The sequence below is a fragment of the Streptomyces sp. NBC_01618 genome, assembly GCF_045209435.1.
Classification (GTDB): domain Bacteria; phylum Actinomycetota; class Actinomycetes; order Streptomycetales; family Streptomycetaceae; genus Streptomyces.
On sequence record NZ_CP109297.1, the window covers coordinates 6472426 to 6497601 of the forward strand.

Consider the following 25176-nt stretch of genomic DNA (forward strand, 5'->3'; position numbering starts at 1 on the left):
GACTACTCGAACGGATGACGTATGCGCGTTCATGGTGACGTCACGCCCGGGCATACGGGTGAACGGAGAGAACCAAACGTCCGACCGTGAGTTGGGCAGGGGGCTCCGGCGCGGGGCATCCGGTACGAGAAGGGTTAATCGTGATCAAGAAGGTTCTGGCTACGGGGGCTGTGGCCGCGTCCATCCTCGGTCTGGGCGCCACGCAGGCCATGGCCATGGGTGACGACAGCGGTACGACTTCGGTCAACGGCAACGGAGCCCCGCAGTCCTTCGGCAATGCTGAGACCCATGGTGACGGCAGCCCGCAGTTCGGCCTGGTCCAGGGCAGCTTGAACAAGCCCTGCGTCGGCCTGCCCGCCAAGGCCAATGGCGGCTCGCTCGTCGGTCTTGTCCCGGTCGCGCCCCAGGACGTCAACGTGCTGGCCTCGCCGCAGAGCCAGCAGTGCGCCGAGAACTCCGCCCAGGCCAAGGGCGACGAGCCGCTGTCGCACACCCTGAGCGGCATCCCGGTGCTCGCCGGCAACGGTACCGGCAACAGTTGATCCAGCCGCAGCGACAGGCCCGGGCCGCCGGCCTTCCTCCTCCGTGCGGCCCGGGCCCGCTTATCGGCGCCCGATTGGCCCGGCGATCCCGCCCATGACGTCGCGCAATCGGTACTGCTCCATTCGGGCCGTTTTTTCGAGAATCTCCTTCTTGGAGAGTTTCGACTGTGGTCCTAAATCGTTACGAATTGCAGCGGCGGAGTTACGAGTGATCAGGACCGCGCTCGTGCGGCACGAAAGACGTGACCGCTCCGGACTCCGTCAAAGAAAGGGACAAACGTGAAGTACGCCAAGGTTGCCGCCATCGCCGCCGGAACCCTGATGGCGGTCGGTGCCGCCGCCCCCGCCTTCGCCGACTCGGGCACTGATGGCACCGCCAGCAACTCCCAGGGCATCGGGTCTGGCAATGTCGTCCAGGCCCCGATCCACCTCCCGTTGAACCTCTGCGGCAACAGCGTTGGCGTGGTCGGTCTGCTCAACCCCGCCTTCGGCGGCACCTGCGCCACCTCCTGACCTCTGGTCAGCCGAGCTGAACGCTCATGACGGGAAGGCCCCGGATCGCATTCGAAGCGATCCGGGGCCTTCCCCCTTTTCCGGTATTCGATCGAAGGGCGCCGAGAAAAGCGATCCCGCCCAGTAGCCCGGGCGCAACCACATCGTTACCCAAGGTGAAAAGCGGCAGAAGTCACGGCTAAAGAAGGCTGGTGCGGCGCGGATACGCGGCCGAAATGGATGCCGCTGCAGAAGGGAACCCCAAAAGTGAAGTACGCGAAGACCGCTGCGTTCGTTGCCGGTTCCGTGGCTGCTCTGGGAACGGCTGCTCCTGCCTTCGCCGTTACCACCACCACGGCCCCCGACTTCAGCCTCAACGGCGGCGTCAACCAGATGGTGGGAAGAGCACCGCAGGCTGTCGACCCGATCGTCGGCACGGTCGGCGGAGCCGCCGATTCGATGCAGAAGAACGGCACCGTCACCAAGCTGGCCGGCCAGGCGACCGGTGCGGCCCAGGGCGCGTCCCCGCTGATGGGCGGCCTGCCGCTTGGGGGCTGACCCGTCAGGCCTCGGCTCTTGCCCGCCGGTGCGACGAACCTCCGGGCAGCGGAAGCACCGTTCGAGTGAATCGGCACAACGTCCCCGTCGCCGTGAGTTGCTCAGTGAGCTCCGGACAGGCAAGCAACAGAAAACCCAGAAGGACTATTCAATGATCAAGAAGATTATGGCCTCGACAGCAGTCGCCGCCTCGATCGTCGGTGTCTGCGCTGCGATCGCCCCGCAGGCCATGGCCCTCGGTAACGACGGTGGCACGACGTCGGTCAACGGCGACGGAGCCGTCCAGTCGTACGGCAACTCCGCCACCCACGGTGACTGGAGCCCGCAGTTCGCGCTCATCCAGGGCTCGCTCAACAAGCCCTGCATCGCCCTGCCGGCCAAGGCCAATGCCGGTTCGGCCCTCGGCGCCGTCCCGGTCTCGGTCCAGGACATCAACGTCCTGGCCTCGCCGCAGAGCCAGCAGTGCACCGAGAACTCCACCCAGGCCAAGGGCGACGAGGCACTGTCGAACGTCCTGAGCGGCATCCCGATCCTGTCCGGCAACGGCACCGGCAACAACTAGAACCGTAAGGCTCCGGTCGCTCGCCGGTGATTCCTCGGACCTGTCGAGGACTTCACCGTGTGCGGCTTCGAGCCCGCCTGCCCGCAGTGCGTGAAACACCGTGGGGCCGGCACATCCGCGCGGCAGCTGATCGTCGGCAGCCCGGATGTGCCGGCCCCACGTCGTGGGCGCCGGCCCCTCGAAGGGGCGGGCGCACTGGGCCGGTTGCCGTAGTGACGGCGGGCGTAACCCGTCGCACCGGGTAGGGGCCACCCATGGACCAGTACGACAGCCAACACCCCTGTGGTCGGCAGCGCCACGCACACGACGCCACACCCATCTACGACCGGCTGCTCGCCGAATGGCAGGCGACCCGCGGCGGACCGGAGCCGGCCCCTCCCGAGCGGCCCTGTGCGGGGAGCCGCGTGCCCTCCGCCCGTACGTCCGACGACGCCATCGACGGGTGAGGGGGCGCGTCGAACTCACGCCGAATCGAACCCGTTTGAGTGGTAGTGCAGAACCGACGCTTCCGTTGCGGGTTGATCAGTACGTTCCGCAACGGGACGCTCCGAAAGGTGAAGCGTGATGAAGAAGATGATGGCCGGCGCAGCAGTGGCCGTGTCCCTGATCGGTCTGTCCGCCGCCGCGGCCCCGTCGGCCATGGCGATCGGCAACGACGAGGGCACCACGTCGGTCAACGTCAACGACGCCGTGGACTCGTTCGGCAACAGCGTGACCCAGGGCGACGGCAGCCCGCAGGTCCAGCTCGTCCAGGGCACGCTGAACAAGGCCTGCGTGGGCCTGCCGCTCAAGGCCAACGCGGGTTCGCTCGTCGGTGTGCTCGTGCCGGTCGCGGTCCAGGACGTCAACGTCCTGGCCTCGCCGCAGAACCAGCAGTGCGCCGAGAACTCCACCCAGGCCAAGGGTGACGAGGCGCTGTCGCACCTCGTGGACGAAATCCCGGTGTTCTCGGGCAACGGCATCGGCAACAGCTGATACCCACGTGAGTGCGGGCGATCGCGGGAACCTCCCGCGGTCGCCCGCATTCCGGTGCACGGCACCGCCGGGAAACATCCGGGGCGCGGCCCCAGGGCTCCACGCATGACGATGCCCACCGTTCCACGGGGGGCGGTGGGCATCCGGCGTACGGGGGCGGCTCAGCCCAGGCTGCGCAGGGGAAGGACGCAGTGCGCGGAGGTCATGATGACCTCCGCGTCGGCGGCGAAGGACCGCAGCAGTTCCTCGCTGACCGGCCGGCCCGGGGTGCCTTCGCGCCAAGGACGGGTGGCGAACATCGTGTGCACCTCGCCCCGCTGCTCGGCGGCGGCCAGCCACTCGCGCGGTGCGGGGTACTGCGCCGTGAAGTGCGGCAGCGTCAGCACGGCCTGACCGGCCTGAACGAGCAGTTTCACCGGGAGGCCCGGCGTCTCGGCGGCGTACACCGGGCCGGCGCCGACCGGCAGTCCGCTGCGGCCCAGGGCCACGCGCATCGCGGCCTCACCGGCAGCCGGGCCGTCCGTCCCGTCGCCGAGCGAGTAGACGAGGAGGAAGGCGACATCAAAGCCGCCATCGGGATGGGCGCCGCTCCACCCGATCAGTGTGATCGTGCCCAACTGGGCCTGGGTGAACGTGCCGGTGGCGGTCTGGGGTGAGGTCATGCTCGGCACCCTAACGGCCGGGAACCGGTCAATGTGCATGAGTATCATCTGATCGAGGGAGATTTAATGATATCTCCGACGAATGCGGTCGTCGTGCTCTCCCGTCTGCGGGGCGGGTGGACGGCGTGGATAAATGTGTTGACGCCGCCCGATGGCCGCGGGCTATCGTGTGCAGCGTTCCGGACGGCGGGCAAGAACCGCCGGTGCCGGGCCCGTGCTTGAACCAGGAGGTGAGGACATTGATGACTGTCGTTGCGATGGGCGCTGCCCACGACCAGAAGATCATCGTTCCCACCCCCGTGGTCGCCGGCTGACCTTTCCTCAACTCTCCGCGCTTTTACGCGCGTTGCCGGGGCCACCCTGTGAAGGGTTTCCCTTGTCTTTCCCGTCTTCTCCGTCCGTTCCGTCTTCCGCGTCTCCTTCTTCTTCTCTTCAGGGCGCGTCCGTGTCGCATCCGCTGTCCCCGTACGGCTGGGACGACGACTGGGCCGCCGTGTTCGCCCCGTACGCCGAGCAGGGCCTGCTGCCCGGACGTGTGGTGCGGGTGGACCGCGGGCAGTGCGACGTGGTCACCCCGTACGGCACGCTCCGGGCCGACACCGCCTTCGTCGTCCCGCGCGATCCGATGCGGATCGTGTGCACGGGCGACTGGGTAGCCGTCGATCCCGACGGGGACCCGCAATTCGTACGGACGCTGCTCCCGCGGCGTACGGCCTTCGTCCGCTCGACGTCGTCGCAGCGCTCCGAAGGCCAGGTGCTCGCCACCAACGTCGACCACATCGCCATCTGCGTCTCCCTTGCCGTGGAACTGGATCTGGGGCGGGTGGAGCGCTTCCTCGCGCTCGCCATGTCCAGCGCCGGCGGCGACGCGCTGCTGCGCGACGGGGCTTTCGCCGCGGACGGCGCCGCCCAGCCGATCGTGGTGCTGACCAAGGCCGACCTGGTGCCGGACACCGCCACACTGGCGTACCTCGTCCAGGACATCGAGGGCATCGCGCCCGGTGTGCCGGTGCTGACCGTCAGCTCCGCCACGGGGGAGGGGCTCGATGTGTTCGCCGCCATCGTCTCGGGCGGTACGAGTGTGCTGCTCGGGGCCTCCGGTGCGGGCAAGTCGACCCTCGCCAACACCTTGCTCGGCCGCGATGTGATGGAGGTGCAGGCCGCCCGTGACGTCGACGGCAAGGGCCGGCACACCACCACGACCCGCAATCTGCTGGTCCTGCCCTCCGGGGGCGTACTGATCGACACCCCCGGGCTGCGCGGGGTCGGCCTCTGGGACGCGGAGACCGGCGTCGGCCAGGTCTTCTCCGAGATCGAGGAACTGGCCGAGCAGTGCCGGTTCCACGACTGCGCCCACCTGTCGGAGCCCGGCTGCGCGGTGCTCGCCGCCGTCGAGGACGGTTCGCTGCCCGAGCGGCGCCTCGACAGCTTCCGCAAGCTGCTTCGCGAGAACCAGCGCATCGTCGCCAAGACCGATGCCCGGGTGCGGTCCGAAATGCTGCGTGAATGGAAGCGCAAGGGGGCCGAGGGCCGGGCGGCCATGGACGCGAAGCGGGGTCGGCTGCGGTAGCCGCAGCCGGCGGGTCCCGAATCGGTCGACGTCCGAAAACCGCGAGTGCGGTACCGGGAGGTGCCGCACACTGGACGGTGTGATGGACGAACGGACCAGGTACGAGGCGGTGAGCAGCCGCGACGCCCGATTCGACGGGGAGTTCTTCTTCGCCGTCGAGACGACCGGCATCTACTGCCGGCCGAGTTGCCCCGCCGTCACTCCCAGGCGGAAGAACGTGCGGTTCTTCCCGACCGCGGCCGCCGCGCAGGGCAACGGCTTCCGGGCATGCAGGCGCTGCCGCCCGGACGCCGTGCCCGGCTCCGCCGACTGGAACGTACGGGCCGATGTCGTGGGCCGCGCCATGCGGATGATCGGCGACGGCGTCGTCGACCGGGAGGGCGTGCCCGGTCTCGCCCACCGACTCGGCTACAGCTCACGCCAGGTGCAGCGGCAGCTCAACGCGGAGCTGGGCGCCGGGCCCGTCGCGCTCGCCCGCGCCCAGCGGGCCCACACCGCACGCGTGCTGCTCCAGACGACCACGCTGCCCGTGACCGAGATCGCCTTCGCGTCCGGATTCGCCAGCGTGCGCCAGTTCAACGACACGATCCGGCAGATCTACGCCCGTACGCCCAGTGCTCTGCGGGCCGAGGCCGGTACGGGGCTGGGCGCGGCGGTACGGGAGGCGCGGACCACCGGGGTCCCGCTGCGGCTGGCCCACCGGGGGCCGTACGCGGCCCGCGAGGTCTTCGATCTGCTGGCGGGCGAGACGGTCGCCCGGATCGAGGAGGTCAGCGGTGAGCCGGGCACGCGCACCTACCGGCGCACCCTGCGTCTGCCGTACGGGACGGGCCTCGCGGCCGTCGACGAGCGGTCCGCCGGGGCCTGGCTCGATGCCCGGATCCACCTCACGGACCTGCGGGATCTGGCGACGGCCGTGCAGCGGCTGCGTCGCCTCTTCGACCTGGACGCCGATCCGTACGCCGTCGACGAGCGGCTCGGCGCCGACCCGCGCCTGGCACCGGGCGTCGCAGCGCGCCCCGGGCTGCGCTCGCCGGGCGCCGCCGACCCGGAGGAGTTCGCCGTACGGACGCTGGTGGGCAGGTCCGGGGCGGAGCGGCTCGTGGAGACGTACGGGAAGGTCCTCGACGTCCCCTGCGGCGGGCTCACACATGTGTTTCCCGAGCCGGGGGCGCTGGCCGGTGCGGTGGACGACCCGGCGCTGCGGGCGCTGGCGGCCGCGCTCGCCGGCGGGGACGTACGACTCGATGCCGGGGCCGACCGCGACGAGGCCGAGCAGGTACTGCTGCGGCTGCCGGGGATCGGCCCGGCAGCGGCGGCACTCATCCGGATGCGGGCGCTCGGCGACCCCGATGTGGATCCGGAGGGCAGGCCCGGGTCGGAGCGGTGGCGGCCGTGGCGTTCGTATGCCGTGCGTCATCTGAGCCTCTTGGACCTGCCCTCGGTGCATGAACTCTGGTGACGGGGGGTCAGGTGGGCAGGCCCCAGCGTGGTGCGGGCTCGTTCGCCGTGACCGCGCGGATGGTCAGGTCCGGGCTGTCGCCCTTGGCCGTGATCAGCGCCGAGTCACCCTTGCGCAGCCGGATGCGTACCGTGCCGTCGGCCAACTCCTCGTGATCCAGCGGGTGTCCGTGCCGGTCGCGGATCTCGACGGCACCCTCGATGCCATGGTGTACGACGCACGGCGCGCCCGCCTCGCTGGTCACCCGCACCCAGCGGGTCCGGCCTTCTTCCCGTACCGCGCTCAGCCGAGGCGGCCGTTGCCCAGGCACGGGCCCTCGTACCAGGTCTTCGGGAGCTTCTGCCAGAGCAGGTCGGCGTCGTCCAGGACCGTGCGCCAGGCGTTGTCGGGGGAGTGGACGGTGACGGGGGCCGGGGCGGTGGGCGCCGGGGCGCCGGGGGTGGCCGCGCGGGCGGGGACGGCCGCCGCGCCGCCCACCACGAGCGCGGTGCCGAGCGCGCTGCCGGTGGCTAGAACGCTTCTACGGGAAGGGGCCGGGGCTTCATTGCGAGAGGGGCGGGAGGGGCTGGAGGGGTCCGGTGCTGGGGGCAAGGCGTCTCCTGGCGACTCGTATGCAGGCACAGCAATTCATCCGAGCTATTCCTTCAGGGAAGGTAGGCACCGGGAATCCTTGCGTCAATAGAGCGGGAGACATCCGATGTGCTTCTGTCTATCTGTACGGCATTCACCTGGTTGTGCCGGGGGAGGCGGGGCAGGTCAGCTCCAGATCAACGTGCCCAGCCAGGCCCCCGTCACCAGGAGACACGCGAAGAGTTCGACGAGCACCGCATAGCCGGTCGCCCGCATCACCGAACGGACCGACGTCCACCCCGCCCCGCTGCTGCCGAGCCGCAGCCGCTCCGCCCCGTAGATCGCCCCCACATAGCCGATGATCCCGCCCACCACCGGCACCACGAAGAAGCCCACGATCCCGCCGATCCCGCCCAGCATCAGCGTCTTGCGCGGGGCCCCCGACTCATGGGGGCGGCGAGGCGGCAGCAGCGGCTTCAGCGCCTGGTTGACCAGCAGAAGCGCCGTGGCCCCGATGAGTACGCCCCAGGCCGCCGGAGTCATGTCGGTCAGCGCCCACCACAGCACGGCGGCCCAGACGATCGCCTGCCCCGGAACCCCCGGCACCAGTACGCCGACCAGGCCGAGAAACATGACCAGACCGACGGCGACGAGTTGCCACACACCCATCTGACCAGGGTGCCGGAGTCCGGCCGGTCCCGCCCGTCAGCGCGACCCCGGGCAGGGGCCGTCGACGCAGCTCAGGGCCGTAACGGCACGGCGCGAACACCCTGCCGGGGCATCCGGCGGGGCCGGTGCCGTGCCGGGACGAAGGCGGCCGGCGGGGACGGCCGGTTCAGGTCCGCGCCTCCCGGGACACCCAGCCCCGCTCGTACGCGTGCCAGCCCAACTGCAGCCGGGTCGACACCCCGGTCAGCTCCATCAGCCCCTTCACCCGCCGCTGCACGGTCCGCAGTCCGAGATCCAGCTGCTTCGCCACGCTCGCGTCCGTCAGCCCGGCCAGCAGCAGCGACAGGATCTCCAAGTCCGTCGGATCGGGCCCGGTGGACACCTCCTCCAACGGGACGCTCTCGGCGAGCCTGAGCGGCATGGCCTCGCGCCACACCGCCTCGAAGAGGCCCATCAGCGACTCCAGCAGCCCGGAGGCATGCACCACCAGCGCCGCCGGCTCGGCGCCCCGTCCGGTCAGCGGAACCATCGCCAGGGCGCCGTCGGCGACAACCAGCTTGGTGGGCACCCGGTCGACGACCCGGCACCGCTCGTCACGGCTCAGCGCGGCCGACACTTCCAGAATCCCGGACGGCAGCGACAGCACCTCGCGTTCGATGACCACCCGGAACGACACCCCGCGCGTGGCGGCCTGCTCCTCGGCCTCGTTCTCCATTCCGCTGACCGCGATCGGCTTGCCGGTGACCAGGGCGCACACCTCGCTCGTCGCACCCAGCTGCAACTGGTGGAAGCGGTGCGCCACCGCTCTCGCGCCCGTCACCACCTCGACCAGATCGTGCACGGCCGGCTCGGTGGCCTCCGCCCGGTACTCCTCGGCGAGCAGTGCCGCCGTCAGCTCCGCCTGCTCCAGCTCATGACGCTGCTGGGTCAGCAGCGCCCCCAGAGCCACCCCGGGCGGCGCGGCCACCCAACGGCCCGTGCGCGACGACGCCTGTGCGGCCAGCCCGTGCTGTTCCAGCCGGCGCAACGCCCGCTCCGTGTCCGACTCGGAAAGAGCCAGCCGGTGCGCGAGATCGGAGACCTCCGCGGCTCCCACCGTCACGAGCGCGCGGTAAGCCGACTCCTGTATCTCGTCGAGACCTATGGCTCCCAGCATCCCCGGACCCCTCCCGGACGCATTGATTCCGCACGATGTCGATGCCTTCGGGCGTCCGGCCGTGGCGGAAAACGGCCACGGCGTAAACCCGCGCTGTACATCATCCCTTCAACACCTGTCGCTCTGCCAATGTGGCGCCACCGCAGTACCGACAACCTCCGGAATCCCACGGTCTGTTCAGAGGATTCTTGCGAGGAGCTCCGGGGCTTCAGGACCGACGGAGCCGAGCAGCAAGCCCAGGACTTCGATCCCGGGTAGTTGACAGGTGTTCCGGTTTCACTCGGACAGAGCGGCGCGTCCGATATCGCGTACGGCGCTGGGAGCGGCCACCGCCGCCGTCCTGGCCATCACCGCGATCGCGCCTTCCGCCGCGGCGCCGCAGGACAATACGAGCGCGAAGAGTCCACTGACCAGCAGTGCGGTCGCCCGCGCCAAGGCGACCGAACCGGTCACCGTCACATTGGTCACCGGCGACAAAGCCCGGGTGAGCATGGACAGTTCGGGGGCCGCTTCGGCCGCCGCCCTGCCCTGCGAGGCCGGACCGTCACCCTCGTACAGACCAGGGAGTCAGGCAAGGACCTCGACGTCTACTCCTACAGCGCCGGCCGCGGGCACGGTCGACGAAGTACGGGGGCGCCCGGCGGAGCCCTTTCCGCGGCCACTATTTCCGGATGACCCGTTTTCGTGCGGCCCGGGCGGCCGACAATAAGGGCATGAGTCAGCAGGGGGAGCGGTCCGCCGCCCACGAGGACGACTGGTGGCGCAGGCTGTACGACGAGACCGCCAGGGACACCGGGGCGACCAACGCCGCCGACAGCCTCGACGACCGCTTCGACTCGGCGTCGGACGCGGTTGGTCGGGTCGGGCGTGGGGGGAGCGTGGGGGACGGGGATGGGGACGGGCACGTGGGCGGGGCTGGGGCTTCGGTCGCGGGTGCGTCTCCGGTGTCTGTGTCACCGGCCGTCCCTGACCCGCACTCGTTACCGGATCTGCCGCCCCAGTCGAGCGAAGTCCCCGAGGCGCCTGGGGCGTCCCACGCGCCCGGGGCGGGCGAGTCGTCCCGCCCGGCCGTCGCCGTCGGAGCGTCCGCGCCCGAGCCGCCCGTGCCGCCGCTGCCCAAGCGGCCGGTCGCCGGGAGAAACTTTGCCCCGCAACGCCCCGCCAGCGACGTCACCGCACAGGCCCCCGCGCCCGCATCCGCTCCCGCCGGGCGCCCCGTGGTAGGCCATGTGGGTGACCGGCCGCCCACCTACGACGCCGATCCCACCGTGCTGCCCGCCACCGTCCCCCAGGAGCTCGACGGCCTCGTCGCCGACACCGTGCTCGACGGCGCCCGGTACGGCACGTACACCCTGCGTGCCGCCTCCGTGCGCGGGGACTCCGCGCGGTTTCGCGGCGAGCCCCGCCGCGACGCGCTGCTCACCGCACGGTTCGGCACCGACCGGAGCGCGCTCGTCCTGGTCGCCGTCGCCACCGGGGCCCGCGCCACCGAGCGGGGACATCTGGCGGCGGCCGACGCCTGCCGCTGGATCGGCGGTGCGGTGGGCCGCAGCCACGCCAGGCTCTCCGAGGACATAGGGGCCGGCCGCCGCGGCGACCTCAAATCCGGTCTGCACCGCCTCACCGACCGCACCTACGGCAAGCTGCGCGCTCGCGCCGCCGAACTGGGCCTCGAACCGGAGCAGTACACCGCGGGCCTGCGCTGCCTCCTGCTGTCGGCCGATCCCGGCTGCCGCACGAGGATCTTCTTCGGCGTCGGCGCCGGAGGGCTCTTCCGGCTGCGCGACGGGGTCTGGCAGGACCTCGAACCGGAGGTTCCGGAACCCGGCGGTGACGCGGGCGGCGAAACCGCGGCCGGATCCGGGCCCCCGCCCGCCGAGCCGTTCCGATTCCGGGCCTCGGTGGCCCGGCCGGGGGACACGCTGCTGCTGTGCAGCACCGGCCTCGCCGAACCACTGCGCGGCGAGCCCGACCTGGCCCGGGAGCTGGCCGAACGCTGGGCCGACGACCGGGCGCCCGGGCTCGCGGCCTTCCTCGCGGACTCCCAGCTGAGGGTGAAGGGGTACGCCGACGACCGTACGAGTGTCGGAGTCTGGGAGGCGTAACCGCGCGCGTCATGGGTTGATGGATGCGGAGTCCGGAATCCGAAGCACGGAAAGGTTACGCACCCATGGCGAAGCAGAACGTGTCGGAGCAGTTCGTCGACATCCTCGTCCGGGCGGGGGTCAAGCGCATGTACGGGGTCGTCGGCGACAGCCTCAACCCGGTCGTCGACGCCATCCGCCGCAACTCGGCCATCGACTGGATCCAGGTCAGGCACGAGGAGACCGCCGCGTTCGCCGCCGGAGCCGAGGCCCAGATCACCGGCTCCCTGGCGGCCTGCGCCGGATCCTGCGGCCCCGGCAATCTGCACCTCATCAACGGCCTCTACGACGCGCACCGCTCCATGGCACCCGTTCTCGCCCTTGCCTCGCACATCCCGTCGAGCGAGATCGGTCTGGGCTACTTCCAGGAGACCCATCCGGAGCTGCTCTTCCAGGAGTGCAGCCACTACAACGAGATGATCTCCAACCCGCAGCAGATGCCGCGGCTGCTCCAGACGGCCATTCAGCACGCGATCGGCCGAGGCGGGGTCAGCGTCGTCGCGATGCCGGGAGACATCGCCTCGCAGCCCGCCCCGGAGAAGTCGATCCAGCACGCCCTGGTCACTTCGCGGCCGACGGTACGGCCCGGAGATGCCGAGATCGAGAAGCTCTGCCGCATGGTCGACGAGGCGAAACGTGTGACATTGTTCTGCGGCAGCGGCACGGCGGGCGCCCACGCCGAGGTGATGGAGTTCGCCGAGCGGGTGAAGTCCCCGGTCGGGCACGCGCTGCGCGGCAAGGAATGGATCCAGTACGACAACCCGTACGACGTCGGCATGAGCGGGCTGCTCGGCTACGGCGCCGCCTACGAGGCGACCAACGAGTGCGATCTCCTCATCCTGCTCGGCACCGACTTCCCGTACAACGCCTTCCTCCCCAATGATGTGAAGATCGTCCAGGTCGATGTGCGGCCCGAGCACCTCGGCCGCCGCTCCAAGCTGGATCTGGCGATCTGGGGCGATGTCCGCGAGACGCTTCGCTGTCTGACTCCGCGGGTGAAGGTCAAGACCGACCGCAAGTTCCTCGACCGGATGCTGAAGAAGCACGCCGACGCGCTGGAGGGCGTGGTCAAGGCGTACACCCGCAAGGTCGAGAAGCACATCCCGATCCACCCGGAGTACGTCGCCTCGGTGCTGGACGAACTGGCCGACGACGATGCCGTGTTCACCGTCGACACCGGCATGTGCAACGTCTGGGCGGCCCGCTACCTCTCGCCCAACGGCAAGCGCCGCGTCATCGGTTCGTTCAGTCACGGCTCGATGGCGAACGCGCTGCCGCAGGCCATCGGCGCCCAGTTCGTCGACCGGAACCGGCAGGTGGTGTCGATGTCCGGCGACGGCGGATTCACCATGCTGATGGGCGACTTCCTCACCCTGGTGCAGTACGACCTGCCGGTGAAGGTCGTGGTGTTCAACAACTCCTCGCTCGGCATGGTCGAGTTGGAGATGCTGGTCGCCGGACTGCCGTCGTTCGGTACGGACAACAAGAACCCGGACTTCGCGGCGATCGCCCGGGCCGCTGGCGCGTACGGCGTCCGGGTCGAGAAGCCCAAGCAGCTGGAGAGCGCCCTCAAGGACGCCTTCAAGCACAAGGGCCCGGCGCTCGTCGACGTCGTCACCGACCCCAACGCGCTCTCCATCCCGCCGAAGATCAGTGCGGACATGGTGACCGGTTTCGCGCTCTCCGCCAGCAAGATCGTGCTGGACGGGGGAGTGGGCCGGATGGTCCAGATGGCCCGCTCCAATCTGCGGAACGTGCCCCGCCCCTGACCGGAATCCGGGCCGGGGGCCGAGGCCAGAGGTGGAAGCCGAGCCGCGGACGGAGGCGGAAGCCGAGCCGGGGGCCGGCCGGACCTCACGCCGGGGTCAGTCGCACCGTCAGGATCTGGAACGGCCGCAGCGACAGAACGACCGGCCGGTCGTTGCCGTGTGTCGCGGCGGTTCACAGCAACCGCAGCCCGCCGGGCCCCAATCCGTTCGTCAGGGTCTCCACGAGCAGGTCGAACAGGGTCGGCCCCCGCCCTGCCAGGGCGTCGTCCAGCCGTAGTCGGACCGCGGGCCTGTTGGTGGGGTGCACCCGGTCCAGGCTCTGCCGCAGATAGCGTGCCGTCTCCGCATGGCCCAGGGCCTGCGCGGAGAGCGCGTGGTCCCACCACTCGAAGACGAAGTCGTCGTCCGGCGCGCCCATCCCGCCGCTGAGACAGTCCGCGAGGACGTCGAAGTTGCTTCCGAAGTATCCGCCGGGGCCGTTCACCGCCTCGCCGATCACTGTCCAGAACTGCTCCAGGCCGGTGACCCGGGAGCCGTCGATCACATAGGTCACGGTCATGGGTGGGGGTACAAGTCCGGTTGCCTCCACCGGTCCGTGATCCGCGCCGCAGGTGGGGGACTACGGCGCGGATCGGTTCGGGGGCCGGGCTTCAGCAGCCCTGGTCGATCAGGTCGAAGGTGGCGTAGTGGTCGCCGGTGCAGTAGTCCTCCTGTGCCTCTTCACCCGTGACGATGCGCCGCGCGCCGCGGGTCCGCCGGCGAAGAGGACGGACAGGAGGACGGCAGCGCCACCGAGCGTGGTGAACCGTGGGGGGATTCGCATAGCCACCATGATGACGCGCGTAGACACGGTGCCGTCAACGCCAATCGATGTGAATTTTTTGGAAGTTATCCGGAGGGGCGGAAATGTGACGCCGATGTGTCCGGGGCCGACGGGCCGTTTCCGTGCGGCCGTTCACTTATTGATGAGTCGACAAGCGTGGCGGCCGGTCTGTGGGGCATGCATCCCCGTGGAGATGTTCCACGAAGGCGTTCGACGATACGGCGAACAGGGGGCGATTCACCGTGCGGGCGGGGGAAATGATGAAGTGTCAGGGAGAGTCCGATTCCATGCCTGACGGGCCGGCTCACGAGCCCGGGGCGCAGCGGCGGCAGCCGGTCCGGCTGCATCGCAGACTGGCCCGTACCGATCTGGCGGCCGTGAGTGAAGTGCGGTGTGCGTTAAGGGAGTTCCTGCGCTACCGGTGGCCGGACGAGCCGGCCGAGGTGGCGGAGCTCCTGCTCAGCGAGCTGGTGACCAACGCGCTGATCCACACGAGCCAAGGCGCGGTCGTCACGGTGAGCGTGTCGCCCACCAGGCTGCGGGTGGAGGTACGGGACTTCGTGTCCGGGCTGCCCCCGTCGTACGTACCGGACGCCGACGACGGTACGCATGGCAGGGGGCTGTTCCTGGTGCAGAGCCTCGCGGACGCCTGGGGGGTCGGCGCGCACGCGCTGGGCAAGGTCGTCTGGTTCGAACTGCACGGCGAAAGGCCCTGAGAGCCCGGAGAAGACCGGGCCGTCAGGGCCTCTTGCGACGGATCAGCACATTCATGTGGACACGTGGATCTGGATCAGCGGATCAGCCGAACTGCTGCTCCAGATCCTTCAGCTTCCGCTCCAGCGAATCGAGCCGGGGCAGTGCCTGGGTGTCGTCCTCGGCGGTGAGGTCGACGGTGACCGGATCAAGCGCGTTCCACTCCGGGACGCCGGTGTGCGGACCCGTCACGGCTTGCAGCGACGGCCGGGCGCGCAACGGCAGTTGTCCCGGCTCGGATATGGCGGGCTCCGCGACGGACTGAGCGGAGGCCGCCGTCGGGGCGATCGCCTGGATGTCCACCTGGGTGCCGCCCCGGCCGACCCGGCGCCAGGCCCGGTTCTGCCGGTTCAGCGCCTTGATGTGGGCTCGGTCCAGCTTCTCCTGGTCCTTCCTGCGGAGACGGTTCTGCTCCTTCTCCCGCCGGTCCTCACGTACTTCCTCGACCGCTTCGTCCAGGGTGCGTACGCCCTCCAGCAGCATCAGCGACCAGGCGCCGAAGGTCTCCCGCGGGGCGCGCAGCCACCGTACGATCCGGATCTGCGGCAGCGGACGGGGCACCAGGCCCTGTTCGCGCAGCGCGGCCCGGCGGGTCTGCTTCAGCGCCCGGTCGAAGAGCACCGCCGCCGAGAGCGACATCCCCGCGAAGAACTGCGGGGCGCCCGCGTGGTCCATGCCGCGCGGTGCGTGCACCCAGTTGAACCAGGCCGCGGCCCCGGCGAACGTCCAGACGAGCAGCCGTGAGCCCAGCGCCGCGTCGCCGTGGCTGGCCTCGCGCACCGCGAGTACGGAACAGAACATCGCAGCCCCGTCGAGGCCGAACGGAACGAGGTATTCCCAGCCCCCGGTGAGGCCGAGGTTCTGCTGGCCGAAGCCGACGAGCCCGTGGAAGGAGAGCGCGGCGGCGACCGCCGCACAGCAGAACAGCAGGATGTACGAGGCGGTGGCGTACAGCGCCTCCTTGCGTCTGCGACGCTCCTCGCTGCGTTCCCAGCTGTCTTCGGCAGCGGAATTGTCAGCGGCGCGCTTGCCGCGTGCGACCACCGCCACCGCCGCCAGGACCCCCACGAGCAGCACGGCGCCCGGAAGCAGCCAATTCAGCGATATGTCGGTCAGTCTCATGCGCGGTCCCTTGCGTCGCGTAGGGCATTTCGGGCGCCATGATTGCCGAAACCCCGCCACGCTCAGGGGGTTTCGGGGCAAGAGAACGCCATTGGGTTGGCAGGGCATACGGATAGCCGGGATCTGATCGAATACCCGTGCACGGCCGATGATGTGCGTTCGAATAGTACTACCCGTGCAGGTGGTGTGAATCAATGAGTGGGCGTCAGTTTCCGTACCCGGTCCGCGTCACAGGTTCGGGGGCAGGTGACACACGTGTCCTCGGGGCGCAGCGTGTAGAAGAGGCAGCAGCTCGCCCGGTCGCGGGTGGGCAGCGACCCGCCGTCCGGCCCGGTCAGTTCGCGAAAGCCTGCCGAGCCGACGAACGGCTTCGTGGTGCCGGGCAGGAGCGCCTCCAGTTCGGCCATCGCACGCCGCTCCTCGCCGAGGAGATGGGCGACGTACCAGAGGCCCTCGACGATTTCGTCCGTCGCCATGCCCCACAGTGCCCGCCTGCCCCGCCGCATCCGCGGTCCGAAGCCGTCCAGTACCGGACCGATGTGGTCGGCCACCGCGGCGAGCACCTCGGCCCGCAGCGCCGCCTCGTCGGGGACCACCCGGGCGCCCGGCACCCCGGCCGCGGGATCATCCGGAAGACAGGCGAACTCCCTTACCCGGACGGACAGATGGCCCAGCGTGCGCTGGAACGCCACATCGCCGACGGAGATCCGGGGCACCCGCCGGTGCAGGAACCACGGCACCGTCACCAGCAGGCAGGCGGGCCAGGCGTACCGGTGCAGCCCGAAGCTGGCGACCACATCGGGGCGGGGCTGCTGTCCGTAGTCCCGCACCACCTGCGCGTGGTCCCGGGCGAGGAAGGCGTCGAGCGCGGCGCCACCGGCCGCGAGCTCGTCCGCGCCCACCCAGCCGGCGCCGCGAGGTGCGGCGTCATCGTCCGTCAGCACCTCTGCGCGCAGGCCGGGGAAGACCTCGGCCAGACGCGTGTACGCGCCCGTCAACGCGGACGCGGTGGTGCCGGGGAGCAGTGCTGGGAGTGTCATGCAGGACCACCGAATCGCGATCGTTTGCAGGTAAGCCTTACCTTACCCGAACGGAGTGATCTTTGAACTGCGGGCTGCTCCGCCTATCGTGCACAGGGGGCATGGCGCACGCGAGCCGCGCCCACGGCAGGCCGAGGAGGTCCGAGTGGAGCAGGGCAGCGCGCGAGAGCAGTCGCGACCGACGCGCGCGTCCGTCGCGTCCGCGACCAGCCCGGCATCCGTACGCGTACCCGAACAGCCACGGGTCGAGCAGGCGCGCGGTGCGCAGACGCACAGGGGCCAGGCACACAGGGACGAGGCGCGTGGTGCACAGGCGCGCACGGGCCAGGCACGTGGCGAGCACACCCACAGCGAGCCGCCCGCCCCGCGCGCGGCGGTGCAGCGGCACTCCGTACGCGGCCAGATCCTCGACGCCCTGCGCGCTGCCCTGGTCGACGGCCGGCTGGTCCCCGGGCAGGTCTACTCCGCACCGGCCCTCGGCGCCCGCTTCGGGGTCTCCGCGACCCCGGTGCGCGAGGCGATGCAGCAGCTGGCCATCGAGGGCGCCGTCGAGGTCGTACCGAACCGCGGATTCCGGGTGTCCCAGCGCGGCCCGCGCGAGCTGGCCGAGCTGGCCGAGGTACGGGCGCTGATCGAGGTCCCCGTCATGCTGCGACTGGCCCGCACCGTCCCGCCGGCCCGCTGGTGCGCCCTGCGCCCGCTGGCCGACGCCACGGTGACGGCCGCCGCCGTGGGCGACCGGGCGAGCTACGCCGAGTCCGACCGGGCCTTCCACGGCGCGGTCCTCGCGCTCTGCGGCAACGAGCAGCTGGTGATGGTCGCCGACGACCTGCACCGCCGTTCCCAGTGGCCCCTGGGGAACAACCCCGTCACCCGCCGCGCCGACCTGCTCGCCGACGCCGCCGAGCACACCGCCCTGCTCGACGCGCTCATCGCCCAGGACCTGACCGTCGTGCAGTCGCTCGTACGGGAACACTTCGCCGGCGCCGAGAGCTGACCGAGCACCGTCCCTGGGGCTCAGGGCCCGTCCGGCGGATCATGGCCGGGCCCGACCCCGAGCCACCGGCCCCTAGCTAGTGCCCCTCCCGGCAAGCTCGCGGCGTTGGCCAAAAGCCCTGGTAGCTCCTTCCCCAAGCTCTCAACTTCGTTCGAGCAGGGGAGGCCCCATCCAAGGGCTTCCGGCCGCCTTGCGATCGCACGCACTGGACGACGCTCCTTCCGGGCAAACATTGCCGGTCACGGCACTAGTTCGCTTCGGCCGTCTCCGGGGGCGGCGGGTCCAGATGCGGGGCCAGCCAGGTCGGTACGCCCCCGAGCAGCCGGAAGAGCCGGCCCGCCTCGGCGCGCAGCCGGGCCGCCGCCTCCGGCTCCGGCTCGGAGTCCGCGAGGGCGATGAGGGCCGGGGCCGTACCGATGAGATAGCCCAGCTCCTCCCTTATCCGCAGGGACTCGGCGAAGCCGTGCCGGGCCTCGGCGAGTTCGCCCTCGCGCAGGGACAGCAGGGCGAGATGACGCCAGGTCGAGGAGAGCAGCAGTGCGTCGCCCTGCGCGGTCGCACCGACGTGGGCCCTGCGGTAAGCGGCGCGCGCGGCCTGCGGCGAATCGGCGATGTTCTGCGCGATCAGGCCCCGGCGGAAGTCCAGCAGCGGGCGTCCCGGCGCGGACGGGGCGAGCAGCGCGGCGGCCCGGCTCAGCGCGACGCTGGCCTCGTCGGCCCGGTCCCGTACCCCCAGGAGCGTCGACGCGTACGCCAGATGACCGCGCTCGCACGCGGCCGCGCCCCGCTCGGCGTCGTCGTGGGCCAGCGCCTCGGCGGTGCGCAGCGCGTCCTCGGCGTCGGTCCAGCCCTGCCCGGTGTACAGGCACCGTTCGATCAGCAGGGCCGTCCGCTGGAGTGCCGCCGCCGGATCGGTGGTGGCGTCGGGATCGAGCAGCGCTGCGGCGTCCGTCCAGCAGGCGCGTGACCGCAGCCGCCATACCGCTGTCTGGAGCGGCGGATCGTCATCTGCTGTCGTTCCGGAACCAGACATGGCGGTATGCGCCACATTGCCCTCCCCGAGCGCGCCATTGAGCTGTTGAGTCTGGGCCGCATCTCAGCACGGATTGGCACGCCGGGCCAAGGGGTCGGGTCAATGTCAGGTGAAAGATTTCACAAACGACGGGACCCGCCGGGAGCCGCGGCAGGTCCCCGATGTCAGCTCATACGCAGGGCGAGGAAGAAATCGAGCTTGTCCTCCAGGCGCGAAAGGTCACGCCCCGTCAACTGCTCGATTCGCCCGACCCGGTAGCGCAGCGTGTTGACGTGCAGATGCAGTCGGGACGCGCAGCGGGTCCAGGAACCGTCGCAGTCCAGGAACGTTTCCAGTGTCGGGATCAGTTCCGCGCGGTGGCGCCGGTCGTAGTCGCGCAGCGGGTCGAGCAGCCGTGCGGTGAACGCGCGGCGCACGTCGTCCGGGACGAACGGCAGCAGCAGGACGTGCGAGGCCAGCTCGTGATGGCCGGCCGCGCACACCCGGCCGGGGCGGGCCGCCGCCACCCGGCGGGCGTGCCGGGCCTCCTCCAGGGCGCCGCGCAGGCCCTCGGGCGAATGCACGGCCGCGCTGACACCCAGTGTCAGCCGGCCGTCGTCGGCGAGACCCGCACAGAGCGGTTCGCGGACGGCGGCGAGCAGCACGTCGGCGTGGAGCGCGGAGTCCTCCTCGGCGGGTGCCGCATCGGGCGCGGAGTCGTGGGCCGGTGCGAGCGCGGTGAGGGCGGGCAGCGCTACGAGGGCCACGGCCTCGTCGCCCGTGTGGGCGACCGCGATCCGGTCCGCGGAGTCGGGGCCGGTGACCGCGGGGTCGGCCAGGATCTCCTCCAGCAGCGCCCGGGCGACCGGGCCGCCGGCCGGGGCGCCCGCGACGGAGGCGGACGGCCCGCCCGTACCCGCGTCGCCCCACTCGACCCGCGCCACCACGACCTGCCAGTGCGGCGCGGCTCCGAGCTCCGGCAGCAGCACCGGGGCGGCGACCCGCAGCCGTGCGGCGATCTCGGCGGGCGGGGCGCCCGTCTGGACCAGCTCCAGGACTTCCTGGGCGAGCCTGCGGCGTACCGTACGGGCGGCGTCGCGCCGGTCCCGTTCGACCGCGATCAGCTGGGTGACGCCCTGGAGCAGATCCAGTCGGGCGGGCGGCCAGTCGCTCGCGTCGGCCTCGACCGCGAGCAGCCAGTCGGAGAGCACCGACTCGCGCACATCCCGGGAAGAAGGGAGCGCGCCCCGCCCGGTGTTGCGGATCGGGAAGAGCGAATACGTGGTGCCGCCGACCGTGGTCCGGTGCGGGGCCCGGCGGCCGGTCCGGGTGGCGGCCAGATGGTGGCCGGCGAGCGCCGCGCCCACCGGTCCGGCCAGCGGCGCGTCACCGGCACCGGCGATCAGTCGGCCGGTGGGGGAGAGCACCCAGGCGTGCAGGTCGAGGTCGGATCCGAGCAGATCGAGCACCGCCTCGGGGCCGCCGCCCGCCGGCCCCGAGGTCATGAGCCTGCGGTGCCGGTCCACGACCGCGGCCAGATCGCCCGCCCGCTCGCCGGACACCTGGCGCACCACATGCTCGGTGATCGTTGCGAACGCGACGGTCTCATGGACGGCGAAGAGCGGCAGCCGGTGCTTCGCACACGCCTCCACCAGATCGCCGGGAACATTGCCGAGCTCCGCCTCGCCCGCCGCCAGCCCGGCGACCCCGGCGCCCGCGAGGATCCGTACGAACGGCTCCGAGTCCGTCGCGTTCCGGCGCCAGGCCAGGCCCGACAGGACCAGCTCACCGCCCGACAGATAGCGGCTGGGATCCCGCAGGTCGGTGGTCATCACGCCGCGGACGGTCCTGTCCAGCTCGTCCTCGCCGCCGAGCAGCCGCAGGCCCAGCGCGTCGGTCTCCAGAAGTGCGCGCAGCCGCATCTCGTCGCCGCCGTCTCTTTCGTTGGTGCGGGTGAAAACTGGTTAATGCGGCGAGGTCACTGATCCCCGCCATTCGTTCGAATCTACAAGAAGAGGAGATCGATCAGCCAACTCCTTCATGGTTTCGGTGACTGCACCAGGTGGAGCACGGCTTGTGTACTTGGGCCCGCACCGCGTCAACAACACATGAACGACCAGCCGAGGCCCTGGCCCCAACGAACGACCCGATTGAGAAGAAGAGAGCCACTCATGGACTTCCTTCGCCCCGCCAGCTGGGAGGAGGCGCTCGCCGCCAAGGCCGAGCACCCGACGGCTGTGCCCATTGCGGGTGGCACCGATGTGATGGTCGAGATCAACTTCGACCACCGGCGGCCCGAGTACCTCATGGACCTGAACCGCATCGGAGAATTGTCCGAATGGGAAGTGGGCCAGGAGAGCGTACGGCTCGGTGCCTCCGTCCCGTACAGCCAGATCATGGAGCACCTGCGCGCCGAGCTGCCCGGACTGGCGCTCGCCTCGCACACCGTCGCCTCGCCGCAGATCCGCAACCGCGGTGGCGTCGGCGGCAACCTGGGCACGGCGTCGCCCGCCGGGGACGCCCACCCGGCGCTGCTCGCCGCGGGCGCCGAGGTCGAGGTCGAGTCCGTACGCGGAACTCGGCTGATCCCCATCGACGCCTTCTACACCGGCGTCAAGCGCAACGCCCTCGAACCGGACGAGCTGATCCGGGCCGTGCACATCAAGAAGGCCGACGGGCCGCAGCAGTTCTCCAAGGTCGGCACCCGCAACGCGATGGTCATCGCGGTCTGCGCCTTCGGCCTGGCCCTGCACCCCGAGACCCGCACGGTCCGCACCGGCATCGGCTCGGCCGCCCCCACGCCCGTACGGGCGAAGGCGGCGGAGGAATTCCTGAACGCCGCGCTCGAAGAAGGCGGGTTCTGGGACAGCCGCACGATCATCACCCCGTCCATCGCCTCGCAGTTCGCCGCGCTCGCCGCAGCCGCCTGCAACCCGATCGACGATGTGCGCGGCACCGCGAGCTATCGCAGGCACGCGGTCGGGATCATGGCCCGCCGCACCCTCGGCTGGACCTGGGAGTCGTACCGCGGCAACGGCCGCAGCACCGAAGGAGCTGCCTGATCATGCGCGTCAATTTCACGGTCAACGGACGCAGGCACGAGGCGGACGACGTCTGGGAGGGCGAGTCGCTCCTCTACGTGCTGCGTGAACGGATGGGCCTGCCCGGCTCGAAGAACGCCTGCGAGCAGGGCGAGTGCGGATCGTGCACGGTCCGTCTGGACGGCGTCCCGGTCTGCTCCTGCCTGGTCGCCGCAGGCCAGGTGGAGGGCCGCGAGGTCGTCACCGTAGAGGGCCTCGCGGACTTCGCCGCCCACCGCTCCCAGGCACACCCGGGCAGTGGCTGCGCCTCCGGCGCCTGCGGCACCGCACTCGACAAGGCCCGCCAGTGGGAGGCCAAGCCGGCCGGCGAGGAGAGCCGGGACACCGGTGAACTCTCACCGATCCAGCAGGCGTTCATCGACGCCGGCGCCGTCCAGTGCGGCTTCTGCACCCCCGGCCTGCTGGTCGCCGCGGACGAACTGCTCGAACGCAACCCGGAACCGTCCGACGCGGACATCCGCGAGGCGCTCTCCGGCAACCTCTGCCGCTGCACCGGCTACGAGAAGATCCTCGACGCGGTCCGCCTGGCGGCCGCCCGCGCGGAAGAAACGGTCTGACGATGGGCGTTACCGGCAACCCCACCAGCATCAACCAGGGCACCCGTACCAAGGGCGGCATCGGCGAGTCCACGCTCCGCCCCGACGGCATCCTGAAGGTCACCGGCGAGTTCGCGTACTCCTCCGACATGTGGCACGAGGACATGCTCTGGGGCCACACGCTGCGCTCCACGGTCGCGCACGCCGAGATCGTCTCCATCGACACCTCGGAAGCGCTCGCCACCTCCGGCGTCTACGCCGTACTCACCTACGACGACCTGCCGACCTCGGTGAAGAACTACGGGCTGGAGATCCAGGACACCCCGGTCCTCGCCCACGGCAAGGTCCGCCACCACGGTGAACCGGTGGCGCTCATCGCCGCCGACCACCCCGAGACGGCCCGGCGCGCAGCCGCGAAGATCAGGATCGAGTACCGCGAGCTGCCCGTCGTCACCGACGAGGCCTCCGCCACCGCCCCCGACGCGCCCCTCATCCACGAGGGCCGCGACGACCACCACGCGGGGCACGTACCGCACCCCAACATCGTCCACCGCCAGCCCATCGTCCGCGGCGACGCGGACGCGGCGGCGGCCCGCGCCGATGTCGTGGTCAGCGGTGAGTACGTCTTCGGCATGCAGGACCAGGCGTTCCTCGGCCCCGAGTCCGGACTCGCCGTGCCCGCCGAGGACGGCGGCGTCGACCTCTACGTCGCCACCCAGTGGCTCCACTCCGACCTGCGCCAGATCGCGCCCGTCCTCGGCCTGCCCGAGGACAAGGTCCGCATGACGCTCTCCGGAGTCGGCGGCGCCTTCGGCGGCCGCGAGGACCTGTCGATGCAGATCCACGCCTGCCTGCTCGCGCTGCGCACCGGCAAGCCCGTCAAGATCGTCTACAACCGGTTCGAGTCCTTCTTCGGACACGTCCACCGTCACCCGGCGAAGCTCTGGTACGAGCACGGCGCCACCCGCGACGGCAAGCTGACCCATATGAAATGCCGCATCGTACTGGACGGCGGAGCCTACGCCTCCGCCTCCCCGGCCGTCGTCGGCAACGCCTCCTCGCTCGGCGTCGGCCCGTACGTCGTCGACGACGTGGACATCGAGGCCATCGCGCTCTACACCAACAACCCGCCGTGCGGGGCCATGCGCGGCTTCGGCGCGGTCCAGGCGTGCTTCGCCTACGAGGCCCAGATGGACAAGCTCGCCGCCGAACTGGGCATGGACCCCGTCGAGTTCAGGCAGCTCAACGCCATGGAGCAGGGCAGCGTCCTGCCGACCGGACAGGTCGTCGACTCGCCCGCCCCGGTCGCCGAGCTGCTGCGCCGGGTCAAGGCCATGCCGCTGCCGCCCGAGCGCCAGTGGGAGGTGGCCGGCGAACAGGCCGACGTACGGGCCCTGCCCGGCGGACTCTCCAACACCACCCACGGCGAAGGCGTCGTACGCGGCATCGGTTACGCGGTCGGCCTCAAGAACGTCGGCTTCTCCGAGGGCTTCGACGACTACTCCACCGCCCGGGTGCGCATGGAGGTCGTCGCCGGCGAACCCGTCGCGACCGTGCACACCGCCATGGCGGAGGTCGGGCAGGGCGGCGTCACCGTCCACGCCCAGATCGCCCGTACCGAACTCGGCGTCACCCAGGTCACCATCCACCCGGCCGACACCCGGGTCGGCTCCGCCGGCTCCACCTCCGCCTCCCGGCAGACCTATGTCACCGGCGGCGCCGTGAAGCACTCCTGCGAGGCCGTCCGCGAGAAGGTCCTGGAGATGGGCCGCCGCAAGTTCGGTACGTACCACCCCGCCTGGGCCACCGCCGAACTGCTCCTGGAGGGCGGCAAGGTCGTCACCGACGGCGGCGAAGTGCTGGTCGATCTGGTCGACGTACTGGAGGACGAAGCGGTCGACATCGAGCTGGAATGGCGCCACCGGCCCACCGAGGCGTTCGACCTCCGTACCGGACAGGGCAACGGCCACGTCCAGTACTCCTTCGCCGCCCACCGCGCGGTCGTCGAGGTCGACACCGAACTCGGCCTGGTCAAGGTCATCGAACTGGCCTGCGCCCAGGACGTCGGCAAGGCGCTCAACCCGCTCTCCGTGGTCGGCCAGATCCAGGGCGGCACCATCCAGGGCCTGGGCGTCGCCGTCATGGAGGAGATTCTCGTCGACCCGAAGACCGCGAAGGTGCGCAACCCGTCCTTCACGGACTACCTGATCCCCACCATCCTCGACACCCCGACCATCCCGGTCGATGTGCTCGAACTCGCCGACGACCACGCCCCGTACGGGCTCCGTGGCGTCGGCGAGGCCCCCACCCTGTCGTCGACCCCGGCCGTCCTCGCGGCGATCAGGAACGCGACGGGCCTGGAGCTCAACAGGACTCCGGTACGCCCCGAGCACCTCACGGGCACCTGAGTCCCGGCTCCTCCCGAACCCTCCGGGCGGTGCGTGCCTCCCAGGAACGTCACACTTCCGCTGCCCGCACCGCCCGGAGCACTCAAGTGCCGCATCTTTCAGATCCGTTGGCACAACAAGTAGTAACGCAGTCCCGCAGTCCCGCAGTCCCGCAGTCCCGCAGTCCCGCAGTCCCGCAGTCCCGCAGTCCCGCAGTCCCGCAGTCCCACAGCCCCGCGGTGACGCAGTCCCGCGGTGACGAAGCAGTCCCGCG

Annotated in this window: 26 protein-coding genes and 1 pseudogene; 15 read left to right on the forward strand and 12 right to left on the reverse strand. The window is 70.8% G+C overall.

What is annotated here, in order from left to right; genetic code table 11:
• Window positions 1–140 precede the first annotated feature (140 nt).
• The 6 genes from OH735_RS29935 (at window position 141) to OH735_RS29960 (ending at window position 3129) form a co-directional block, all read left to right on the forward strand.
• Window positions 141–542: a rodlin gene (locus OH735_RS29935; RefSeq protein ID WP_406384788.1), complete on the forward strand. Its 402-nt coding sequence runs from the start codon at window positions 141–143 to the stop codon at window positions 540–542.
• A gap of 279 nt (window positions 543–821) precedes the next feature.
• Window positions 822–1055 carry a chaplin gene (locus tag OH735_RS29940; RefSeq protein WP_406384789.1) on the forward strand — a complete coding sequence of 78 codons (234 nt, stop codon included), beginning with the start codon at window positions 822–824 and terminating at the stop codon, window positions 1053–1055.
• Window positions 1056–1301: 246 nt separating this feature from the next.
• Window positions 1302–1592 (forward strand): hypothetical protein, encoded by a 291-nt coding sequence (locus OH735_RS29945; RefSeq protein ID WP_406384791.1) that lies wholly within the window; start codon window positions 1302–1304, stop codon window positions 1590–1592.
• Window positions 1593–1743: 151 nt separating this feature from the next.
• Entirely contained in the window at window positions 1744–2154 is a 411-nt protein-coding gene (locus OH735_RS29950) for a rodlin (protein ID WP_406384792.1), read from the forward strand.
• Between the two features lie 254 nt (window positions 2155–2408).
• Window positions 2409–2600 (forward strand): hypothetical protein, encoded by a 192-nt coding sequence (locus OH735_RS29955; protein ID WP_406384793.1) that lies wholly within the window; start codon window positions 2409–2411, stop codon window positions 2598–2600.
• Between the two features lie 118 nt (window positions 2601–2718).
• A complete protein-coding gene (locus tag OH735_RS29960) occupies window positions 2719–3129 on the forward strand; it encodes a rodlin (protein ID WP_406384795.1) in 411 nt (136 codons plus the stop codon).
• Between the two features lie 161 nt (window positions 3130–3290).
• Here the strand turns inward: OH735_RS29960 and OH735_RS29965 are convergent, their stop codons facing one another.
• On the reverse strand, window positions 3291–3791 hold the full coding sequence (locus OH735_RS29965; protein WP_406384797.1) for a DUF5949 family protein: 501 nt from the start codon (window positions 3789–3791) through the stop codon (window positions 3291–3293).
• Between the two features lie 376 nt (window positions 3792–4167).
• Here OH735_RS29965 and rsgA point away from each other — a divergent pair, with 376 nt between their 5' ends.
• The gene (gene rsgA / locus OH735_RS29970; RefSeq protein WP_406384798.1) at window positions 4168–5361 is read left to right on the forward strand and encodes a ribosome small subunit-dependent GTPase A; all 1194 of its coding nucleotides are present in this window, start codon (window positions 4168–4170) and stop codon (window positions 5359–5361) included.
• A gap of 82 nt (window positions 5362–5443) precedes the next feature.
• Entirely contained in the window at window positions 5444–6823 is a 1380-nt protein-coding gene (locus OH735_RS29975; protein WP_406386800.1) for a DNA-3-methyladenine glycosylase 2 family protein, read from the forward strand.
• A 7-nt stretch (window positions 6824–6830) separates the two neighbouring features.
• On the opposite strand, the gene OH735_RS29980 is transcribed toward OH735_RS29975, so the two are convergent.
• The 5 genes from OH735_RS29980 to OH735_RS30000 all read right to left on the reverse strand — a co-directional run bounded on the left by OH735_RS29980 (window position 6831) and on the right by OH735_RS30000 (window position 9686).
• The gene (locus OH735_RS29980; RefSeq protein ID WP_406384800.1) at window positions 6831–7073 is read right to left on the reverse strand and encodes a hypothetical protein; all 243 of its coding nucleotides are present in this window, start codon (window positions 7071–7073) and stop codon (window positions 6831–6833) included.
• 32 nt (window positions 7074–7105) lie between these two features.
• Entirely contained in the window at window positions 7106–7414 is a 309-nt protein-coding gene (locus OH735_RS29985) for a hypothetical protein (protein ID WP_406384801.1), read from the reverse strand.
• 165 nt (window positions 7415–7579) lie between these two features.
• Complete coding sequence (locus OH735_RS29990; RefSeq protein ID WP_406384802.1) at window positions 7580–8062, reverse strand: DUF456 domain-containing protein; 483 nt, start codon at window positions 8060–8062, stop codon at window positions 7580–7582.
• A gap of 166 nt (window positions 8063–8228) precedes the next feature.
• Window positions 8229–9218 (reverse strand): helix-turn-helix domain-containing protein, encoded by a 990-nt coding sequence (locus OH735_RS29995; protein WP_406384804.1) that lies wholly within the window; start codon window positions 9216–9218, stop codon window positions 8229–8231.
• A 276-nt stretch (window positions 9219–9494) separates the two neighbouring features.
• Window positions 9495–9686, reverse strand: a complete 192-nt coding sequence (locus tag OH735_RS30000; protein ID WP_406384806.1) for a hypothetical protein — start codon at window positions 9684–9686, stop codon at window positions 9495–9497.
• Between the two features lie 245 nt (window positions 9687–9931).
• Between OH735_RS30000 and OH735_RS30005 the strand changes: the two genes are divergently transcribed.
• Window positions 9932–11323, forward strand: coding sequence for a protein phosphatase 2C domain-containing protein (locus OH735_RS30005; protein WP_406384808.1), 1392 nt, complete (start codon window positions 9932–9934; stop codon window positions 11321–11323).
• A gap of 65 nt (window positions 11324–11388) precedes the next feature.
• The gene (locus tag OH735_RS30010; protein WP_406384809.1) at window positions 11389–13131 is read left to right on the forward strand and encodes a pyruvate dehydrogenase; all 1743 of its coding nucleotides are present in this window, start codon (window positions 11389–11391) and stop codon (window positions 13129–13131) included.
• 172 nt (window positions 13132–13303) lie between these two features.
• Here OH735_RS30010 and OH735_RS30015 read toward each other — a convergent pair whose 3' ends face one another.
• Window positions 13304–13690 carry a barstar family protein gene (locus OH735_RS30015; RefSeq protein WP_406384811.1) on the reverse strand — a complete coding sequence of 129 codons (387 nt, stop codon included), beginning with the start codon at window positions 13688–13690 and terminating at the stop codon, window positions 13304–13306.
• A 91-nt stretch (window positions 13691–13781) separates the two neighbouring features.
• Window positions 13782–13883, reverse strand: a pseudogene (locus tag OH735_RS30020) (ribonuclease); the annotation flags it as partial.
• A 424-nt stretch (window positions 13884–14307) separates the two neighbouring features.
• Between OH735_RS30020 and OH735_RS30025 the strand changes: the two are divergent.
• Window positions 14308–14670, forward strand: a complete 363-nt coding sequence (locus OH735_RS30025; protein WP_406386801.1) for an ATP-binding protein — start codon at window positions 14308–14310, stop codon at window positions 14668–14670.
• A gap of 82 nt (window positions 14671–14752) precedes the next feature.
• Here OH735_RS30025 and OH735_RS30030 read toward each other — a convergent pair whose 3' ends face one another.
• Entirely contained in the window at window positions 14753–15829 is a 1077-nt protein-coding gene (locus tag OH735_RS30030; RefSeq protein WP_406384812.1) for a DUF2637 domain-containing protein, read from the reverse strand.
• A 191-nt stretch (window positions 15830–16020) separates the two neighbouring features.
• Window positions 16021–16869 carry a (2Fe-2S)-binding protein gene (locus OH735_RS30035; protein ID WP_406384813.1) on the reverse strand — a complete coding sequence of 283 codons (849 nt, stop codon included), beginning with the start codon at window positions 16867–16869 and terminating at the stop codon, window positions 16021–16023.
• A 145-nt stretch (window positions 16870–17014) separates the two neighbouring features.
• Between OH735_RS30035 and OH735_RS30040 the strand changes: the two genes are divergently transcribed.
• Window positions 17015–17866 carry a GntR family transcriptional regulator gene (locus OH735_RS30040; RefSeq protein ID WP_406384814.1) on the forward strand — a complete coding sequence of 284 codons (852 nt, stop codon included), beginning with the start codon at window positions 17015–17017 and terminating at the stop codon, window positions 17864–17866.
• Between the two features lie 247 nt (window positions 17867–18113).
• Here OH735_RS30040 and OH735_RS30045 read toward each other — a convergent pair whose 3' ends face one another.
• Together OH735_RS30045 and OH735_RS30050 are read right to left on the reverse strand one after the other, a co-directional pair.
• Window positions 18114–18899, reverse strand: a complete 786-nt coding sequence (locus OH735_RS30045) for a hypothetical protein (protein WP_406384815.1) — start codon at window positions 18897–18899, stop codon at window positions 18114–18116.
• Window positions 18900–19063: 164 nt separating this feature from the next.
• Window positions 19064–20800, reverse strand: a complete 1737-nt coding sequence (locus tag OH735_RS30050; protein ID WP_406384816.1) for a PucR family transcriptional regulator — start codon at window positions 20798–20800, stop codon at window positions 19064–19066.
• Window positions 20801–21049: 249 nt separating this feature from the next.
• Between OH735_RS30050 and OH735_RS30055 the strand changes: the two genes are divergently transcribed.
• Genes OH735_RS30055 through pucD form a run of 3 tightly spaced genes read left to right on the forward strand, consistent with a single transcriptional unit; the run spans window position 21050 to window position 24923 of the window.
• On the forward strand, window positions 21050–21940 hold the full coding sequence (locus OH735_RS30055) for an FAD binding domain-containing protein (protein WP_406384817.1): 891 nt from the start codon (window positions 21050–21052) through the stop codon (window positions 21938–21940).
• Window positions 21941–21942: 2 nt separating this feature from the next.
• On the forward strand, window positions 21943–22536 hold the full coding sequence (locus OH735_RS30060) for a (2Fe-2S)-binding protein (RefSeq protein ID WP_406384818.1): 594 nt from the start codon (window positions 21943–21945) through the stop codon (window positions 22534–22536).
• Window positions 22537–22538: 2 nt separating this feature from the next.
• Complete coding sequence (gene pucD / locus OH735_RS30065) at window positions 22539–24923, forward strand: xanthine dehydrogenase subunit D (RefSeq protein ID WP_406384819.1); 2385 nt, start codon at window positions 22539–22541, stop codon at window positions 24921–24923.
• The last annotated feature ends 253 nt before the right edge of the window (window positions 24924–25176 follow it).

What these genes read in the sequence shown, in the direction of transcription:
- OH735_RS29965 (WP_406384797.1), bottom strand. Translation starts at nt 3,791, where the DNA reads ATGACCTCACCCCAGACCGCCACCGGCACGTTCACCCAGGCCCAGTTG.
- pucD (WP_406384819.1), top strand. Translation starts at nt 22,539, where the DNA reads ATGGGCGTTACCGGCAACCCCACCAGCATCAACCAGGGCACCCGTACC.
- OH735_RS29955 (WP_406384793.1), top strand. Translation starts at nt 2,409, where the DNA reads ATGGACCAGTACGACAGCCAACACCCCTGTGGTCGGCAGCGCCACGCA.
- OH735_RS30060 (WP_406384818.1), top strand. Translation starts at nt 21,943, where the DNA reads ATGCGCGTCAATTTCACGGTCAACGGACGCAGGCACGAGGCGGACGAC.
- OH735_RS30050 (WP_406384816.1), bottom strand. Translation starts at nt 20,800, where the DNA reads ATGCGGCTGCGCGCACTTCTGGAGACCGACGCGCTGGGCCTGCGGCTG.
- OH735_RS29960 (WP_406384795.1), top strand. Translation starts at nt 2,719, where the DNA reads ATGAAGAAGATGATGGCCGGCGCAGCAGTGGCCGTGTCCCTGATCGGT.
- OH735_RS30035 (WP_406384813.1), bottom strand. Translation starts at nt 16,869, where the DNA reads ATGACACTCCCAGCACTGCTCCCCGGCACCACCGCGTCCGCGTTGACG.
- OH735_RS30015 (WP_406384811.1), bottom strand. Translation starts at nt 13,690, where the DNA reads ATGACCGTGACCTATGTGATCGACGGCTCCCGGGTCACCGGCCTGGAG.
- OH735_RS30005 (WP_406384808.1), top strand. Translation starts at nt 9,932, where the DNA reads ATGAGTCAGCAGGGGGAGCGGTCCGCCGCCCACGAGGACGACTGGTGG.
- OH735_RS30045 (WP_406384815.1), bottom strand. Translation starts at nt 18,899, where the DNA reads ATGTCTGGTTCCGGAACGACAGCAGATGACGATCCGCCGCTCCAGACA.
- OH735_RS30010 (WP_406384809.1), top strand. Translation starts at nt 11,389, where the DNA reads ATGGCGAAGCAGAACGTGTCGGAGCAGTTCGTCGACATCCTCGTCCGG.
- OH735_RS29950 (WP_406384792.1), top strand. Translation starts at nt 1,744, where the DNA reads ATGATCAAGAAGATTATGGCCTCGACAGCAGTCGCCGCCTCGATCGTC.
- OH735_RS29995 (WP_406384804.1), bottom strand. Translation starts at nt 9,218, where the DNA reads ATGCTGGGAGCCATAGGTCTCGACGAGATACAGGAGTCGGCTTACCGC.
- OH735_RS30055 (WP_406384817.1), top strand. Translation starts at nt 21,050, where the DNA reads ATGGACTTCCTTCGCCCCGCCAGCTGGGAGGAGGCGCTCGCCGCCAAG.
- OH735_RS30030 (WP_406384812.1), bottom strand. Translation starts at nt 15,829, where the DNA reads ATGAGACTGACCGACATATCGCTGAATTGGCTGCTTCCGGGCGCCGTG.
- OH735_RS29990 (WP_406384802.1), bottom strand. Translation starts at nt 8,062, where the DNA reads ATGGGTGTGTGGCAACTCGTCGCCGTCGGTCTGGTCATGTTTCTCGGC.
- OH735_RS29975 (WP_406386800.1), top strand. Translation starts at nt 5,444, where the DNA reads ATGGACGAACGGACCAGGTACGAGGCGGTGAGCAGCCGCGACGCCCGA.